The sequence below is a fragment of the Streptomyces sp. NPDC058671 genome (assembly GCF_042716475.1).
Classification (GTDB): Bacteria; Actinomycetota; Actinomycetes; order Streptomycetales; family Streptomycetaceae; genus Streptomyces.
The window spans coordinates 25,145-40,412 of sequence record NZ_JBHXSA010000003.1; the positions used below are offsets into that span (position 1 = coordinate 25,145).

General features: G+C 66.6%; 27 protein-coding genes. 1 reads left to right on the forward strand and 26 read right to left on the reverse strand.

Going from position 1 to position 15,268, the window contains the following annotated elements; translation table 11 throughout:
- Positions 1 to 14 precede the first annotated feature (14 nt).
- Positions 15 to 959, forward strand: a complete 945-nt coding sequence (locus tag ACFWV2_RS04420) for a hypothetical protein (protein WP_384401563.1) — start codon at positions 15 to 17, stop codon at positions 957 to 959.
- Here the strand turns inward: ACFWV2_RS04420 and truA are convergent.
- From truA to rpsS, 26 genes are all read right to left on the reverse strand, one after another.
- Positions 930 to 1,787: a tRNA pseudouridine(38-40) synthase TruA gene (gene truA / locus ACFWV2_RS04425; RefSeq protein ID WP_384401566.1), complete on the reverse strand. Its 858-nt coding sequence runs from the start codon at positions 1,785 to 1,787 to the stop codon at positions 930 to 932. The two genes, ACFWV2_RS04420 and truA, sit on opposite strands and share 30 nt — an antisense overlap.
- An 80-nt stretch (positions 1,788 to 1,867) precedes the next feature.
- On the reverse strand, positions 1,868 to 2,338 hold the full coding sequence (gene rplQ / locus ACFWV2_RS04430; RefSeq protein ID WP_360785357.1) for a 50S ribosomal protein L17: 471 nt from the start codon (positions 2,336 to 2,338) through the stop codon (positions 1,868 to 1,870).
- 170 nt (positions 2,339 to 2,508) lie between these two features.
- Positions 2,509 to 3,531 carry a DNA-directed RNA polymerase subunit alpha gene (locus ACFWV2_RS04435; RefSeq protein ID WP_360785355.1) on the reverse strand — a complete coding sequence of 341 codons (1,023 nt, stop codon included), beginning with the start codon at positions 3,529 to 3,531 and terminating at the stop codon, positions 2,509 to 2,511.
- 136 nt (positions 3,532 to 3,667) lie between these two features.
- Positions 3,668 to 4,072 (reverse strand): 30S ribosomal protein S11, encoded by a 405-nt coding sequence (rpsK, locus tag ACFWV2_RS04440; RefSeq protein WP_003956432.1) that lies wholly within the window; start codon positions 4,070 to 4,072, stop codon positions 3,668 to 3,670.
- A 67-nt stretch (positions 4,073 to 4,139) separates the two neighbouring features.
- The gene (gene rpsM / locus ACFWV2_RS04445; RefSeq protein WP_030214048.1) at positions 4,140 to 4,520 is read right to left on the reverse strand and encodes a 30S ribosomal protein S13; all 381 of its coding nucleotides are present in this window, start codon (positions 4,518 to 4,520) and stop codon (positions 4,140 to 4,142) included.
- 207 nt (positions 4,521 to 4,727) lie between these two features.
- A complete protein-coding gene (rpmJ, locus tag ACFWV2_RS04450; protein ID WP_003956441.1) occupies positions 4,728 to 4,841 on the reverse strand; it encodes a 50S ribosomal protein L36 in 114 nt (37 codons plus the stop codon).
- A gap of 62 nt (positions 4,842 to 4,903) precedes the next feature.
- On the reverse strand, positions 4,904 to 5,125 hold the full coding sequence (infA, locus tag ACFWV2_RS04455; protein WP_003956442.1) for a translation initiation factor IF-1: 222 nt from the start codon (positions 5,123 to 5,125) through the stop codon (positions 4,904 to 4,906).
- Positions 5,126 to 5,271: 146 nt separating this feature from the next.
- Entirely contained in the window at positions 5,272 to 6,126 is an 855-nt protein-coding gene (gene map, locus ACFWV2_RS04460) for a type I methionyl aminopeptidase (RefSeq protein ID WP_384401571.1), read from the reverse strand.
- Between the two features lie 96 nt (positions 6,127 to 6,222).
- Complete coding sequence (locus tag ACFWV2_RS04465) at positions 6,223 to 6,870, reverse strand: adenylate kinase (RefSeq protein WP_384401574.1); 648 nt, start codon at positions 6,868 to 6,870, stop codon at positions 6,223 to 6,225.
- Positions 6,870 to 8,189 carry a preprotein translocase subunit SecY gene (gene secY, locus ACFWV2_RS04470; RefSeq protein WP_360785350.1) on the reverse strand — a complete coding sequence of 440 codons (1,320 nt, stop codon included), beginning with the start codon at positions 8,187 to 8,189 and terminating at the stop codon, positions 6,870 to 6,872. The genes ACFWV2_RS04465 and secY overlap by 1 nt, the downstream gene beginning before the upstream one ends.
- Before the next feature lie 213 nt (positions 8,190 to 8,402).
- Positions 8,403 to 8,858 carry a 50S ribosomal protein L15 gene (gene rplO, locus ACFWV2_RS04475; protein WP_024755416.1) on the reverse strand — a complete coding sequence of 152 codons (456 nt, stop codon included), beginning with the start codon at positions 8,856 to 8,858 and terminating at the stop codon, positions 8,403 to 8,405.
- Between the two features lies 1 nt (position 8,859).
- Positions 8,860 to 9,042 (reverse strand): 50S ribosomal protein L30, encoded by a 183-nt coding sequence (gene rpmD, locus ACFWV2_RS04480; protein ID WP_015035589.1) that lies wholly within the window; start codon positions 9,040 to 9,042, stop codon positions 8,860 to 8,862.
- Complete coding sequence (gene rpsE / locus ACFWV2_RS04485) at positions 9,042 to 9,644, reverse strand: 30S ribosomal protein S5 (RefSeq protein ID WP_030214033.1); 603 nt, start codon at positions 9,642 to 9,644, stop codon at positions 9,042 to 9,044. The genes rpmD and rpsE overlap by 1 nt, the downstream gene beginning before the upstream one ends.
- Before the next feature lie 46 nt (positions 9,645 to 9,690).
- The gene (gene rplR, locus ACFWV2_RS04490) at positions 9,691 to 10,074 is read right to left on the reverse strand and encodes a 50S ribosomal protein L18 (RefSeq protein ID WP_351793016.1); all 384 of its coding nucleotides are present in this window, start codon (positions 10,072 to 10,074) and stop codon (positions 9,691 to 9,693) included.
- Between the two features lie 2 nt (positions 10,075 to 10,076).
- Positions 10,077 to 10,616, reverse strand: coding sequence for a 50S ribosomal protein L6 (rplF, locus tag ACFWV2_RS04495; protein WP_360785347.1), 540 nt, complete (start codon positions 10,614 to 10,616; stop codon positions 10,077 to 10,079).
- Positions 10,617 to 10,637: 21 nt separating this feature from the next.
- Positions 10,638 to 11,036: a 30S ribosomal protein S8 gene (gene rpsH / locus ACFWV2_RS04500; protein ID WP_015035585.1), complete on the reverse strand. Its 399-nt coding sequence runs from the start codon at positions 11,034 to 11,036 to the stop codon at positions 10,638 to 10,640.
- 208 nt (positions 11,037 to 11,244) lie between these two features.
- On the reverse strand, positions 11,245 to 11,430 hold the full coding sequence (locus ACFWV2_RS04505; RefSeq protein ID WP_003948630.1) for a type Z 30S ribosomal protein S14: 186 nt from the start codon (positions 11,428 to 11,430) through the stop codon (positions 11,245 to 11,247).
- A gap of 5 nt (positions 11,431 to 11,435) precedes the next feature.
- Positions 11,436 to 11,993, reverse strand: a complete 558-nt coding sequence (gene rplE, locus ACFWV2_RS04510; RefSeq protein WP_106975815.1) for a 50S ribosomal protein L5 — start codon at positions 11,991 to 11,993, stop codon at positions 11,436 to 11,438.
- Positions 11,990 to 12,301, reverse strand: a complete 312-nt coding sequence (rplX, locus tag ACFWV2_RS04515; protein WP_024755412.1) for a 50S ribosomal protein L24 — start codon at positions 12,299 to 12,301, stop codon at positions 11,990 to 11,992. The genes rplE and rplX overlap by 4 nt, the downstream gene beginning before the upstream one ends.
- A gap of 2 nt (positions 12,302 to 12,303) precedes the next feature.
- Positions 12,304 to 12,672 (reverse strand): 50S ribosomal protein L14, encoded by a 369-nt coding sequence (gene rplN / locus ACFWV2_RS04520; protein WP_003956455.1) that lies wholly within the window; start codon positions 12,670 to 12,672, stop codon positions 12,304 to 12,306.
- 132 nt (positions 12,673 to 12,804) lie between these two features.
- Entirely contained in the window at positions 12,805 to 13,089 is a 285-nt protein-coding gene (rpsQ, locus tag ACFWV2_RS04525; RefSeq protein ID WP_053646167.1) for a 30S ribosomal protein S17, read from the reverse strand.
- On the reverse strand, positions 13,089 to 13,313 hold the full coding sequence (gene rpmC / locus ACFWV2_RS04530) for a 50S ribosomal protein L29 (RefSeq protein WP_017239580.1): 225 nt from the start codon (positions 13,311 to 13,313) through the stop codon (positions 13,089 to 13,091). The genes rpsQ and rpmC overlap by 1 nt, the downstream gene beginning before the upstream one ends.
- Positions 13,313 to 13,732: a 50S ribosomal protein L16 gene (gene rplP / locus ACFWV2_RS04535; RefSeq protein ID WP_015035580.1), complete on the reverse strand. Its 420-nt coding sequence runs from the start codon at positions 13,730 to 13,732 to the stop codon at positions 13,313 to 13,315. Before rplP ends, rpmC begins: the two co-directional genes overlap by 1 nt.
- A gap of 5 nt (positions 13,733 to 13,737) precedes the next feature.
- On the reverse strand, positions 13,738 to 14,589 hold the full coding sequence (gene rpsC / locus ACFWV2_RS04540) for a 30S ribosomal protein S3 (RefSeq protein WP_030214015.1): 852 nt from the start codon (positions 14,587 to 14,589) through the stop codon (positions 13,738 to 13,740).
- Positions 14,589 to 14,936, reverse strand: a complete 348-nt coding sequence (rplV, locus tag ACFWV2_RS04545; protein WP_004571827.1) for a 50S ribosomal protein L22 — start codon at positions 14,934 to 14,936, stop codon at positions 14,589 to 14,591. The genes rpsC and rplV overlap by 1 nt, the downstream gene beginning before the upstream one ends.
- Before the next feature lie 43 nt (positions 14,937 to 14,979).
- On the reverse strand, positions 14,980 to 15,261 hold the full coding sequence (gene rpsS / locus ACFWV2_RS04550) for a 30S ribosomal protein S19 (RefSeq protein WP_024755409.1): 282 nt from the start codon (positions 15,259 to 15,261) through the stop codon (positions 14,980 to 14,982).
- Between the last annotated feature and the right edge of the window lie 7 nt (positions 15,262 to 15,268).

Sequence of the window (15,268 nt, forward strand, 5' to 3'; positions counted from 1 at the left end):
TTAGGATGCGCGGCATGAGCTTTGGGGGACCGCAGTGGCCGCACGAGCCGCAGCAGCAGGGACAGCAGGGGTACGGACAGCAGCCGGGACCGCAGGGATACGGACAGCAGCCGGGGTACGGCGGCGGGCAGCCGGACCCGTTCCCGGGCGCCCAGGGCGGCGGGCCGACCCCGGACTGGGGCGCCCTGGCCGACGCCTCGGCCTCCCGTGACCGGCGCAGGCGCTGGCTGATGATCGGCGGCGGAGCCGTGGCCGCCCTCGTCGTCGGAGCGATCGTGGCGACCGCCGTGGTGGCCACCGGCAAGAAGAACGACGAGGCCAAGAACAGCGCGGTACCCACCGGCACGGTCTCCCCCACCGGCTCGCCGACCCCCGAGCCGACCTTCTCCTCGGTGGCGCCGCCGCCCCCGCCGAACCCGAAGGACTACATCACGGACCCGAAGAAGGACAGGGCCCCCCTCACCGCCGAGGGCCTCTTCCCGGGCAGGAAGCTGACGATGGACAAGCGCCCGTACAAGAAGGGCGCGACCTCCGCGACGACGGACTGCGCGGCCGTCACCCAGGGCGGCCTCGGAGCCGTCCTCAAGAAGAACGGCTGCCGGCGGGTGCTCCGCGCCACCTATGTGAAGGACGGCGTGGCGATCACCGTCGGCGTCGCCGTCTTCCCGTCGGAGGCCGCCGCGCTCAGGGCGAAGAACCAGGCCACGGGCGGCGTCGCCCCGCTGGCCGGCGCGGGCGTGGAGGAGTTCTGCCGCGCCACGGTCTGCCTGCGCCGCTCGAACTCGGTCGGCCGCTACGCGTACTTCACCCAGGCCGGCTTCACCGACGGCAGGAAGGTCACCAAGGCCCACCGGCCGGTCTTCCAGGCCAGCGACGACCTCGGCACCTTCGCCTTCAACCAGATCTACGCCCGCGGCAAGGCCCAGGCCTCAGCAGCAGCCGGCGCTCCCGGGGAGTGAGCGCTTGTTCCTGGCCTCCAGATTGCGGGCGGCCAGGAGCTCGTCGGCCGGGTAGCCGACCTCTTCGAGGGTGAGGCCGTGCGGCCGGACGACATGCACGGCGGAGTCCCGCACCCCGGCGGCGAGCACCTTGCCGGGCCAGTCCACCGGCCGGTGCCCGTCCCCGACGAACAGCAGGGCGCCGACCAGCGAGCGGACCATGTTGTGGCAGAAGGCGTCGGCCTTCACGGTGGCTTCCATCACCCCGTCGGGGCGCCGTTCCCAGCGCAGCTCCTGGAGGGTGCGGATGGTGGTCGCGCCCTCGCGCCGCTTGCAGTACGCGGCGAAGTCGTGCTCGCCGACGAGCGCGGCCGCGGCCTCGTTCATGGCGTCCATGTCGAGGGCCCAGTCGTGCCAGAGGACGTGCCCGCGCTGCAGCGGGTCGACCCCGCCGGGGTTGTCGGTGACGCGGTAGGCGTAGCGGCGCCAGACGGCGGAGAAGCGCGCGTTGAAGCCCGCCGGGGCCTCCTCCACCCTCCACACCCGTACGTCGTGGGAGAGCCGCCCTGCGAGCCGCCTGAGCAGCTTGTCGCGGTGCTCCGCCCACAGCTCGACGGGCAGGTCGACATGGGCGACCTGGCCGCGGGCGTGGACCCCGGAGTCGGTCCGGCCGGCCACGGTCAGCTCGTACGTCTCCCGGGACCGGGTCACGGTCCGCAGGGCGTCCTCGATGTCCCCCTGCACGGTCCGCCGGCCCTGGGCCTGCTTGGCCCAGCCGGAGAAGTCCTTGCCGTCGTACGAGAGGTCGAGGCGTACCCGTACGAACCCGTCCTGCACGTCATCGCTCACGCGGAGATCCTTTCAAACACACGGGAGCGGGCCCGCACCCCAGGGGTACGGGCCCGCACACGAGAACGTCGGAAAAACGCTTACGCGTCCTTCGACTCTTCCTCGGTGGCCTCGGTCGTGGTGGCCTCGTCGGCCTCCTTGACGGCGCGCTTGGTGGCGGCCTCGGCCTCGGCGACGGTCGCCTTCTTGGCGATCTCGCCCTCGACCAGCTCGATCACGGCCATCGGGGCGTTGTCGCCACGACGGTTGCCGATCTTGGTGATACGGGTGTAGCCACCCGGGCGCTCGGAGTAGCGCGGCGCGATCTCGGTGAAGAGCGTGTGGACGATGCCCTTGTCGGTGATCGACTGCAGCACCAGGCGACGGTTGTGGATGTCGCCCTTCTTCGCCTTGGTGATCAGGCGCTCGGCGACCGGACGCAGGCGGCGGGCCTTGGCCTCGGTCGTGGTGATGCGGCCGTGCTCGAAGAGCGACTTCGCCAGGTTGGCGAGGAGCAGCTTCTCGTGCGCGGCGGAACCGCCGAGGCGGGCACCCTTCGCGGGACGCGGCATGGTGTTTCTCCTTGTGATCTGCACCGGCCGTATGAGGTACCGGTGTCAGTGTCCGAGCGGGCGGTCACCCGTCGGAGACCCGCGCCCCCGTGAAGGGGCGCGGGAAGGTATCGATCCGCGGCTGACGCCGCGTGGGCGCGACCGGCCGAAACCGGCCCGCCGACGATCTGCTAGTACTGCTCGGTCTCGACGAAGCCCGCGTCCACGTCGTCGTCGGCGCCGAAGGCGTCGGCGGCGGCGGTCGGGTCGAATCCGGGCGGGCTGTCCTTCAGGGCCAGGCCCATGCCGGCCAGCTTCGCCTTGACCTCGTCGATCGACTTCGCACCGAAGTTGCGGATGTCGAGCAGGTCGGCCTCGGAGCGCGCCACGAGCTCACCCACGGAGTGGATGCCCTCACGCTTGAGGCAGTTGTACGACCGAACGGTGAGCTCGAGCTCCTCGATCGGCAGCGCCAGGTCGGCGGCGAGGGCGGCGTCCGTCGGGGACGGGCCCATGTCGATGCCCTCGGCGTCGATGTTGAGCTCGCGCGCCAGACCGAACAGCTCGACCAGGGTCTTGCCGGCGGACGCCATGGCGTCACGCGGGCGCATGGCCTGCTTGGTCTCGACGTCGACGATCAGCTTGTCGAAGTCGGTGCGCTGCTCGACACGGGTCGCCTCGACCTTGTACGTGACCTTGAGCACCGGGGAGTAGATGGAGTCGACCGGGATACGGCCGATCTCCTGGCCCGCCTGCTTGTTCTGCACGGCGGAGACGTAACCGCGGCCGCGCTCGACCGTCAGCTCCATCTCCAGCTTGCCCTTGCCGTTGAGCGTGGCGAGGACGAGGTCGGGGTTGTGCACCTCGACACCGGCCGGGGGCGCGATGTCGGCGGCGGTGACCAGACCCGGGCCCTGCTTGCGCAGGTACATCACGACCGGCTCGTCGTGCTCCGAGGAGACGACCAGCTGCTTGATGTTGAGGATGAGGTCGGTGACGTCCTCCTTGACACCCGGCACGGTGGTGAACTCGTGCAGGACGCCGTCGACGCGGATGCTGGTGACAGCGGCACCCGGGATCGAGGAGAGGAGGGTACGGCGGAGGGAGTTGCCGAGGGTGTAGCCGAAGCCCGGCTCCAGCGGCTCGATGACGAACCGGGAGCGGAACTCGTCGACGACCTCTTCGGTCAGCGAAGGACGCTGAGCGATAAGCATGTCTTCAATCCTTCAGTCGTGGACGCCCACTATTTGACGCCCGACGGAGTACTGCGTAGTGCGTACTGCAAGGGTACGGGCGGCACGCCTCCGAGGAGCCGTACCGCCCGAAAGCCCGTGTCAAGCAGCCCGTGCGTCAGACGCGGCGGCGCTTGGGGGGACGGCAGCCGTTGTGCGGCGTGGGGGTGACGTCCTGGATCGAACCGACCTCGAGGCCCGTGGCCTGGAGGGAGCGGATCGCGGTCTCGCGGCCGGAGCCGGGACCCTTGACGAAGACGTCGACCTTGCGCATGCCGTGCTCCTGCGCGCGGCGGGCGGCCGACTCGGCGGCCATCTGCGCGGCGAACGGAGTCGACTTGCGCGAGCCCTTGAAGCCGACGTGGCCGGCGGAGGCCCAGGAGATCACGTTGCCCGAGGGGTCCGTGATCGAGACGATCGTGTTGTTGAACGTGCTCTTGATGTGCGCGTGGCCGTGAGCGACGTTCTTCTTTTCCTTGCGGCGCACCTTCTTGGCAGCGCCCTGACGACCCTTGGGGGGCATCTATATCTCCTACGGGAGGTGGTCGGTCCTACAAGCGAAGACCGCTTGATAAAGCGTCCGCTGAGGACTACTTCTTGCCCGGCTTCTTCTTGCCGGCGATGGCGCGACGCGGGCCCTTGCGGGTACGAGCGTTCGTGCTGGTGCGCTGACCGCGGACGGGCAGGCCACGACGGTGGCGAAGACCCTGGTAGCAGCCGATCTCGACCTTGCGGCGGATGTCGGCGGCGATCTCGCGGCGGAGGTCACCCTCGGTCTGGAGGTTGGCGTCCACGTACTCGCGGATCTTGACGAGGTCTTCCTCGGCAAGCTCGCGGACACGGGTGGACGGGTTCACGCCGGTCGCGGCGAGGATCTCCTCGGACCGGGTACGTCCGATACCGAAGACGTAGGTGAGTGCGACCACCACACGCTTTTCGCGCGGGATGTCAACACCGGAAACGCGTGCCATTCAATGGCTCCTGTGTTCTCGGGGGTCTGCTGCAGAACCGCTCCCGGCCGCCGACCTCTCTGGATGCAGAGAGGTGGTACGTCCGGGTCCCCGGCCCCCGCCGGAGGTGCCGTCAGCCGTGGAACACGGCCCGACGGGCTCTGCGTATGTACGTGTTGCTACTGCGTCGCGCGAAGAACTGCGAAGGTGCAGGTCGGTCGGCGTGCGTCAGCCCTGGCGCTGCTTGTGGCGCAGGTTGTCGCAGATGACCATGACCCGACCGTGACGGCGGATCACCTTGCACTTGTCGCAGATCTTCTTGACGCTCGGCTTGACCTTCATGGGATGTCAGGTTCTCCGGGTCAGTGCCACCACCGCGCGCGGAGGCGGGGTGCGGGCAAGATCTACTTGTACCGGTAGACGATCCGGCCACGCGTCAGGTCGTAAGGAGAGAGCTCCACCACGACCCGGTCGTCCGGAAGGATCCGGATGTAGTGCATCCGCATCTTGCCGGAGATGTGCGCGAGGACCTTGTGACCGTTCTGAAGTTCCACCTTGAACATGGCGTTCGGGAGGGACTCGATCACGGTGCCCTCGATTTCGATGGCACCTTGCTTCTTGGCCACGCTTCGCCCTTCGAATCGGCTACCTTGATCGACTCTCGCCGCCGCATGCGGACACACGGGTACACGAGAGCCGACGCATCAGTCTACGACAGGCCCCAGGAAAAGACGAATCGGGAAGTCTGCCCACCCCGACTGATCCTTAGTCCCTACGGAGCCAGCGGGTCCGGAGCGGCCGTGACGCCCAGTTCCGCCAGCTTCGCCCTGCCGCCGTCGACCGCCGTCAGGACCAGGGGGCCGTCCTCCGTGAGGGCCACCGAGTGCTCCCAGTGGGAGGACCAGGTGCCGTCCGTGGTGATGACCGTCCAGTCGTCCTTCAGGACCTCGGTCGCCGGCGTGCCGAGGGAGACCATCGGCTCGATCGCCAGGCAGAAGCCGGGCACCAGCTTGGGGCCCTTGCCGCGCTTGCGGGAGACGTAGTTCAGCAGGTGCGGGTCCATGTGCATCTCGGTGCCGATGCCGTGGCCGCCGTAGTCCTCGATGATCCCGTACCGACCGAGGCTGTGGTCGCCGACCGCAGGCCGCGGCTGCCGCTTGATGTACGTCTCGATCGCCCGGGAGACGTCCACCAGACGGTTGCCGAGCTTCATGGCGGCGATGCCGGCCCACATCGACTCCTCGGTCACCCGGGAGAGCTCGATCAGCTCCGGCGCGTGCCCGGTTCCCACGAAGGCCGTGTACGCGGCGTCGCCGTGCCAGCCGTCCACGATCGCGCCGCAGTCGATGGAGATGATGTCGCCGTCCTTGAGGACGGTCTTCTCGTCGGGGATGCCGTGGACGACGACCTCGTTCACCGAGGTGCAGATCGTCGCGGGGAATCCCCCGTACCCCAGGAAGTTCGACTTCGCCCCGTGCTCGGCGATGACCTTCCGCGCGACCTCGTCCAGGTCACGGGTGGTCGCGCCCGGCACGGCGACCTCGCGGGTCGCCGCGTGAATGGCGGCGACGACCAGGCCCGCCTCGCGCATCTTCGCGATCTGCTCGGGGGTCTTGATCTGCACCATCGTGGCCGCGGCCTTTCCATCGGGTAAGGGGAACAGAACAACGATACGGCCGCGGCGCCCCTGAGGGGCACCGCGGCCGTATCGGACGAACCGGGGTTACTTCTTGAGCGCCGCCATCGCCTTCGCGGTGACCTCGTCCACCTTGCCGAGCGCCGTGATCGTCACGACCAGGTTCTGCGCCCGGTAGTAGTCGATGATCGGCTCGGTCTGCGTGTGGTAGACCTCCAGCCGCTTGCGGACGGTCTCCTCGGAGTCGTCCGGACGCTGGTAGAGCTCGCCTCCGCAGGCGTCGCAGACGTCCTCGGTCTTCGGGGTGTTGTAGAGCACGTGGAAGACGTGCGCGCTGTCGTTGCGGCAGGTGCGACGACCCGCGATCCGCTTCACGACCTCGTCCTCGGGGACCTCCAGGTCCAGGACCGCGTCGAGCTGCATGTCCTCGGCCTTCAGGACCACGTCCAGGGCCTCGGCCTGCGCCACGTTGCGGGGGAACCCGTCCAGCAGGAAGCCGTTGGCGGCGTCCGGCTGTGCCATCCGGTCCTTGGCCATCCCGATGGTCACCTCGTCGGGTACCAGGTCGCCGGCGTCCATGAACGCCTTGGCCTTCAGACCCAGCTCCGTGCCCTGAGAGATGTTGGCACGGAACAGGTCACCCGTGGAGATGTGCGGGATGTCCAGGTTCTTGGCAAGGAACGCGGCCTGCGTGCCCTTGCCCGCACCGGGCGGTCCGACGAGGACGATTCGCATCAGCGGAGGAACCCTTCGTAATTGCGCTGCTGGAGCTGGCTCTCGATCTGCTTCACGGTCTCCAGCCCCACACCCACGATGATGAGGATGCTCGTCCCGCCGAAGGGGAAGTTGGCATTGGCGCCACCGAAGCCTGCCAACGCCATCGTCGGCACAAGAGCGATCAGACCCAAGTACAGCGAGCCCGGCCAAGTGATCCGGTTGAGCACGTAGCTCAGGTACTCGGCAGTAGGTCGACCAGCCCGGATGCCCGGGATGAAGCCACCATACTTCTTCATGTTGTCCGCGACTTCCTCGGGGTTGAACGAGATCGCCACGTAGAAGAAGGCGAAGAACACGATCAGGAGGAAGTACGTGGCGATGTAGTAGGGGTGGTCACCCTTGACGAAGTGGGCTTCGATCCAGGTCTTCCAGCCCGCGGTGGAACTGGAGAACTGCGCGATCAAGGCCGGGATGTAGAGCAGCGACGACGCGAAGATGACAGGAATCACACCTGCCTGGTTCACCTTCAGCGGGATGTACGTGGACGTACCGCCGTAGGAGCGCCGGCCGATCATGCGCTTCGCGTACTGCACCGGGATGCGCCGCTGGGCCTGCTCGACGAAGACCACGAGGGCCACCATCACGAAGCCGATCAGGATGACGGTGCCGAACTCGATCCAGCCCTTGGCGAGCTTGCCGCTCTCCTTGATGGCCCACAGGGCGCCCGGGAAGCCGGCGGCGATCGAGATGAACATGAGGATCGACATGCCGTTGCCGATGCCGCGGTCGGTGATGAGCTCACCGAGCCACATGACGACACAGGTACCGGCGGTCATCGTGACCACCATGGTGGCGATGACGAAGATCGACGGGTCGGGAACGACCTGATCGGCGACGTTGCAGCCGCTGAACAGCGCACCGCTCTTGGCGGTGGCGACGAGACCGGTGCCCTGGAGCACGGCGAGGGCGACGGTCAGGTACCGGGTGTACTGCGTGATCTTGGCGGTACCCGACTGTCCCTCCTTCTTGAGGGCTTCGAGGCGCGGGATCACGACGGTCAGCAGCTGCAGGATGATGCTCGCCGTGATGTACGGCATGATGCCGAGCGCGAAGATGGTGATCTGCAGCAGCGCCCCGCCACTGAACATGTTGACCAGGCCGAACAGGCTGTTGTTGCCTTCACTGGCCTGCTTGACACATTGCTGGACGGCCTCATAGCTGACGCCGGGGACCGGGATGTGGGCCCCGAGGCGGTACAGCACGATGATGGCGAGCGTGAAGAACAGCTTCTTGCGCAGGTCGGGCGTCTTGAACGCCCGGGCGAACGCGGTGAGCACGGTGCCTCCTGCGACCCCCGCGCTATGCGTCAAGGGTGACGGTCTTGAGGTTCGACGATTAGGTATCGGTCATCAATTCCGTGCGGGCATACCGCACGGAGCCTAGACAGTGCACGCCACCTTACCGGCGACCATGCCCCCCTAGGAACGACCAATCGGGGATGCCCCTTTTGAGAGGCATCCCCGATCGGATGTTCAAGCCATCGAGTCGTCTCAGACGAGCTCGGTGACGGTGCCACCGGCGGCGGCGATCTTCTCCTTGGCGGAGCCGGAGACGGCGTCAACCGAAACCTGCAGCGCCACGGTGATCTCGCCGGTGCCGAGCACCTTGACGAGGCTGTTCTTGCGCACCGCGCCCTTGGCGACCAGGTCGGCCACCGTGACCTCTCCACCCTCGGGGTAGAGAGCGCCGAGCTTGTCCAGGTTCACGACCTGGAACTCGGTGCGGAACGGGTTCTTGAAGCCCTTGAGCTTCGGCAGACGCATGTGGAGGGGCATCTGCCCACCCTCGAAGCGCTGCGGAACCTGGTAGCGGGCCTTCGTACCCTTGGTACCACGACCAGCCGTCTTACCCTTCGACGCCTCGCCACGACCCACACGGGTCTTGGCGGTCTTGGCGCCCGGGGCGGGACGGAGGTTGTGGGCCTTCAGCGGGCTGTTCTCCGCCATGTCAGTCAACCTCCTCGACCGTCACGAGGTGGCGGACGGTGTGCACCATGCCGCGGAACTCGGGACGATCCTCCTTGACAACCACGTCGTTGACCTTCTTGAGGCCGAGCGAACGCAGGGTGTCGCGGTGGTTCTGCTTGCTGCCGATGTACGACTTCGTCTGCGTGACCTTGAGGCGAGCCATTACGCACCCGCCCCAGCACGTGCACGGAGCAGAGCCGCGGGGGCGACGTCCTCGAGGGGCAGACCACGGCGAGCCGCGATCTCCTCGGGACGCTGCAGGCCCTTGAGGGCCGCCACGGTCGCGTGCACGATGTTGATCGCGTTGGAGGAGCCGAGCGACTTCGACAGGATGTCGTGAACGCCGGCGCACTCCAGAACGGCGCGCACCGGACCACCGGCGATAACACCGGTACCGGGGGAAGCCGGCTTCAGGAGCACGACGCCCGCGGCACGCTCGCCCGTGATCGGGTGAGGGATGGTGCCCTGGATGCGCGGAACCTTGAAGAAGTTCTTCTTGGCTTCCTCGACACCCTTGGCGATGGCCGCGGGAACTTCCTTGGCCTTGCCGTAACCGACACCTACGGTGCCGTCACCGTCGCCCACCACGACCAGCGCGGTGAAGCTGAAGCGGCGACCACCCTTGACAACCTTGGCGACGCGGTTGATCGCGACAACGCGCTCAACGTACGCGGTCTTCTCGGCGGCAGCGCCACCGTCGCGGCCCTTCCGGTCCCGCCGCTCGCCGCCACCGGCACCGCTTCCGCGGCGCTGGGGTCCAGCCATTGGATTTACCTCTCTCTGTTACGTCCGTTAGTCCCGGAACCGGGGCTTAGAACTTCAGCCCGGCTTCGCGGGCGGCGTCAGCCAGAGCGGCAATGCGCCCGGCGTACCTGTTGCCACCACGGTCGAACACGACAGTCTCGACACCAGCGGCCTTGGCGCGCTCGGCGACGAGAGCACCGACCTGCTTGGCCTGCGCGGACTTGTCACCCTCGCCACCACGGATCGACGCGTCCAGGTTCGACGCCGACGCAAGGGTGTGACCCTTGAGGTCGTCGATGACCTGAGCGGTGATACCGCGGTTCGAACGCGTCACGACGAGGCGCGGACGCTCCGCCGTACCCGACACGTTCTTGCGGATGCGGATGTGGCGGCGAGCCTTGGCCGCACGCTTGTAAGCGTCGCCCTTGGCGATCTTCACACCGTATGCCATGGCTACTTACCAGCCTTTCCGACCTTGCGGCGGATGACCTCGCCGGCGTACTTGACGCCCTTGGCCTTGTACGGGTCGGGCTTCCGCAGCTTGCGGATGTTCGCCGCGACCTCGCCGACCTTCTGCTTGTCGATGCCCTCGACCGAGAACTTCGTCGGCGACTCGACCTTGAACGAGATGCCCTCGGGCGCCTCGATCAGGATCGGGTGGCTGTAACCGAGCTGGAACTCCAGGCTGGAGCCCTTCGCGGCGACGCGGTAACCGACACCACTGATCTCGAGCGCCTTCACGTAACCCGTGGTCACACCGGTGATCATGTTGGCCACCAGCGTGCGGGACAGGCCGTGAAGGGCCTTGTTCTGACGCTCGTCGTTCGGACGGGTGACGTTGAGCACGCCCTCGTCGCCCTTAACGATGTCGATCGGCGCGGCGACGGTGTGGCTCAGGGTGCCCTTGGAACCCTTCACCGTGACCGTGCGGCCCTCGATGGTGACGTCCACGCCGGCGGGAACCTGGATAGGCAGCTTGCCAATACGCGACATGAGCTTTCCTTCCTTTCCCGACTACCAGACGTAGGCGAGGACTTCCCCACCTACGCCCTTCTTGCCTGCCTGCTGGCCGGTCAGGAGACCGTGGGACGTGGAGATGATCGCCACGCCCAGGCCGCCGAGGACCTTCGGCAGGTTGGTGGACTTCGCGTAAACACGGAGGCCCGGCTTCGAGATCCGCTTGATGCCCGCGATGGAGCGCTCACGGTTCGGACCGAACTTGAGCTCGAGGACGAGGTTCTTGCCGACTTCGGCGTCCTCGACCTTCCAGCCCGTGATGAAGCCCTCCTGCTGGAGGATTTCCGCGATGTGAGACTTGATCTTGCTGTGCGGCATCGTCACGGAGTCGTGGTATGCCGAGTTCGCGTTACGCAGACGAGTCAGCATGTCCGCGATCGGATCAGTCATGGTCATGAATTGGCCTTCGGCCTCTCTCGCCGGGGTTTCCTGTATGCGCCATCCCTCTCCCCACACAGGGGCGGGACGGGTGCGGCGCGGGGACCTACGGCGTAGTAAGTCGTACGGGCGGCGGACGCCCAACCCTCCTAGCCTAAGCCATGGAGGCCTGGGCATCCGCCAACCCAGTGCTTACCGAGAGACTCCGGTCATCCCAAGTAAGGGATTACCAGGAGCTCTTGGTCACGCCCGGCAGCTCGCCACGGTGAGCCATCTCACGAAGGCACACGCGGCACAGGCCGAACTTTCGGTACACGGAGTGGGGACGACCACAACGCTGGCAACGCGTGTAGCCGCGCACGCCGAACTTGGGCTTGCGGGCAGCCTTCGCGATGAGAGCCTTCTTCGCCATCTCGCTTACGCCTCCTTGAACGGGAAGCCGAGGTGACGCAGAAGGGCACGGCCCTCGTCGTCGTTGGTCGCCGTGGTCACCACGGTGATGTCCATACCCCGGACACGGTCGATCTTGTCCTGGTCGATCTCGTGGAACATGACCTGCTCCGTGAGACCGAAGGTGTAGTTGCCACGCCCGTCGAACTGCTTGGGGGACAGACCACGGAAGTCGCGGATGCGCGGAAGCGCGAGCGACAGGGTGCGGTCCAGGAACTCCCACATGCGGTCGCCACGGAGGGTGACGTGCGCACCGATCGGCTGGCCCTCACGCAGCTTGAACTGCGCGATGGACTTACGAGCCTTGGTGACGGCCGGCTTCTGGCCGGTGATCGTGGTCAGGTCACGGACGGCACCGTCCATGAGCTTCGAGTCACGGGCGGCGTCGCCGACACCCATGTTGACCACGATCTTGACGAGGCCGGGAACCTGCATGACGTTCTCGTACGAGAACTCCTCACGCAGCTTGCCCGCGATCTCCTCGCGGTACTTCGTCTTGAGACGCGGAGTGGTGGTAGCCATCAGATGTCCTCACCCGTCCGCTTGGCAACGCGGATCTTGTTGCCCTCGTCGTCGAAGCGGAAACCGACACGCGTGACGACCTTCTTGCCGTCCTTCTCCACGACCAGCTGGACGTTGGAGACGTGGACCGGAGCCTCGGTCGTGACGATGCCACCGGCCTGCGACGGGCCGGCCTTGGTGTGCTTCTTGACCCGGTTGACACCCTCGACGAGGACGCGGTTCTCGCGGGGGAAGGCCGTGATGACCTTGCCCTGCTTGCCCTTGTCCTTACCGGTGATGACCTGGACCAGGTCGCCCTTCTTGATCTTCATGCTTACAGCACCTCCGGCGCGAGCGAGATGATCTTCATGAACTTCTTCTCGCGCAGCTCACGGCCCACCGGGCCGAAGATACGGGTGCCACGAGGGTCGCCGTCGTTCTTGAGAATGACAGCGGCGTTCTCGTCGAAGCGGATGTACGAGCCGTCCTGGCGGCGGCGCTCCTTGACGGTGCGAACGATGACCGCCTTGACGACGTCACCCTTCTTCACGTTGCCACCGGGGATCGCGTCCTTGACGGTGGCGACGATGACGTCACCGATGCCCGCGTAGCGGCGACCCGAGCCACCGAGAACACGGATGCAAAGGATCTCCTTGGCACCAGTGTTGTCGGCGACACGCAGTCGCGACTCCTGCTGGATCACGTCTATCTCCTGATTGTCTGCCGGTTCCCGGCGGGGTTCGCCACTGTCTGGCGAACCCCGCCGAGCCTGGCGGAACTGACCTGAGGGAAACCCCTCAGGCTGAACTTTTGGATTCCCCTGGCGGGAAATTCCCTACTTGGCCTTCTCGAGGATCTCGACGACGCGCCAGTGCTTCGTCGACGACAGCTTCCGGGTCTCCATCAGGAGGACGCGGTCACCGATGCCGGCAGCGTTCTGCTCGTCGTGAGCCTTGAGCTTGTTGGTACGGCGGATGACCTTGCCGTACAGCGCGTGCTTGACGCGGTCCTCGACAGCGACGACGACGGTCTTGTCCATCTTGTCGCTGACGACCAGGCCCTCGCGGACCTTGCGAGCGTTGCGCTCGGTCTTCTGCTCAGTCACGTTGCTCTCGCTCATCAGGCGTTCTCCACCGTCTCGATGCCCAGCTCGCGCTCACGCATCAGGGTGTAGATCCGGGCGATGTCCTTACGGACGGACTTGAGCCGACCGTGGTTCTCGAGCTGACCAGTCGCCGCCTGGAAGCGGAGGTTGAACAGCTCTTCCTTGGCCTCGCGGAGCTTGTTGAGAAGCTCCTCGTTGCCCAGCTCGCGCAGCTCGGACGCCTTGGTACCGGCCGACATCACAGCTCACCTGCTTCGCGCTTTACGATCTTGCACTTCATCGGCAGCTTGTGGGCCGCACGGGTCAGGGCCTCGCGCGCGATCTTCTCGTTCGGGTAGGACAGTTCGAACATCACCCGACCCGGCTTGACGTTCGCGATCCACCACTCCGGAGAACCCTTACCGGAACCCATGCGGGTCTCGGCAGGCTTCTTCGTCAGCGGGCGGTCCGGGTAGATGTTGATCCAGACCTTGCCGCCACGCTTGATGTGGCGGGTCATCGCGATACGGGCCGCCTCGATCTGGCGGTTGGTCACGTACGCCGGCGTGAGGGCCTGAATGCCGTACTCGCCGAACGCAACCTGCGTACCACCCTTGCTCATACCCGAGCGCTTGGGGTGGTGCTGCTTGCGGTGCTTGACCCTACGGGGGATCAGCATTTCGGTCAGGCCTCCGTTCCGGTGCTCTCAGCCGGAGCGGCAGCGGCGGCGGGAGCGTCGGCCTTGGGGGCCTCGGCAGCCGGCGCGGACTGCTGCTGCGGCTTGCGGCCGCGGCCGCCACGCTCGCCACCGCGGCCACCACGGCCGGCGGGACGGTCGCCAGCGCCACCCGCACCACGGGCCGGGCGGTTACCCGCACGGGCCGCAGCGTTCTCGGCGCGGACCTCGGCGATGTTCTTGACGTCGCCCTTGTAGATCCAGACCTTCACGCCGATGCGGCCGAAGGTCGTCTTGGCCTCGAAGAAGCCGTAGTCGACGTTCGCGCGGAGCGTGTGCAGGGGCACACGGCCCTCGCGGTAGAACTCCGAGCGGGACATCTCGGCGCCGCCGAGGCGACCGCCGCACTGGATCTTGATGCCCTTGGCGCCGGCCTTCATCGTGCCCTGCATGCTCTTACGCATGGCGCGACGGAAGGAGACGCGGGAGGAGAGCTGCTCGGCAACGGCCTGGGCGACCAGCTGAGCGTCCATCTCGGGGTTCTTGACCTCGAGGATGTTCAGCTGGACCTGCTTGCCCGTGAGCTTCTCGAGGTCGCCGCGGATGCGGTCGGCCTCGGCGCCACGGCGGCCGATGACGATGCCGGGACGCGCGGTGTGGATGTCCACCCGCACGCGGTCACGGGTGCGCTCGATCTCAACCTTCGAGATGCCGGCGCGCTCCATGCCGGACGTCATCATCCGACGGATGGCGACGTCTTCCTTGACGTAGTCCTTGTACAGCTTGTCGGCGTACCAGCGGGACTTGAAGTCCGTGGTGATGCCGAGCCGGAACCCATGCGGGTTAACCTTCTGGCCCATTACCGGGTTCCTTCCTTGCTGCTGACGACCACGGTGATGTGGCTGGTCCGCTTACGGATCCGGTAGGCACGGCCCTGAGCACGCGGACGGAACCGCTTCAGGGTCGGGCCCTCATCCACGTACGCCTCGCTGATGACCAGCGAAGAGGCGTCAGTGTGGTCGTAGTTGTGTGCAGCGTTGGCGATGGCGCTGTCCAGCACCTTGCCAACCGGCACGCTCGCGGCCTGCGGGGCGAAACGCAGGACCGCCTGAGCCTCCGTGGCGTCCATGCCACGGATAAGGTCCACCACGCGGCGGGCCTTCATGGGCGTGACGCGGATGTACCGCGCCTGGGCCCTGGCTTCCATGGTTGTCCTTCCAGTGTCTGTCATGGTCGATTCCACCCCGCTACTAGCGGCGCTTCGACTTCCGGTCGTCCTTCACGTGACCCCGGAAGGTGCGCGTCGGCGAGAACTCGCCGAGCTTGTGGCCGACCATCGACTCGGTGACAAACACCGGAATGTGGGTCTTGCCGTTGTGCACCGCGATCGTGTGGCCGAGCATGGCCGGGATGATCATCGAGCGACGGGACCAGGTCTTGATGACGTTCTTGGTACCGGCTTCGTTCTGTACGTCCACCTTCTTTACGAGGTGGCCGTCAACGAAGGGTCCCTTCTTGAGACTACGCGGCATCTAAACC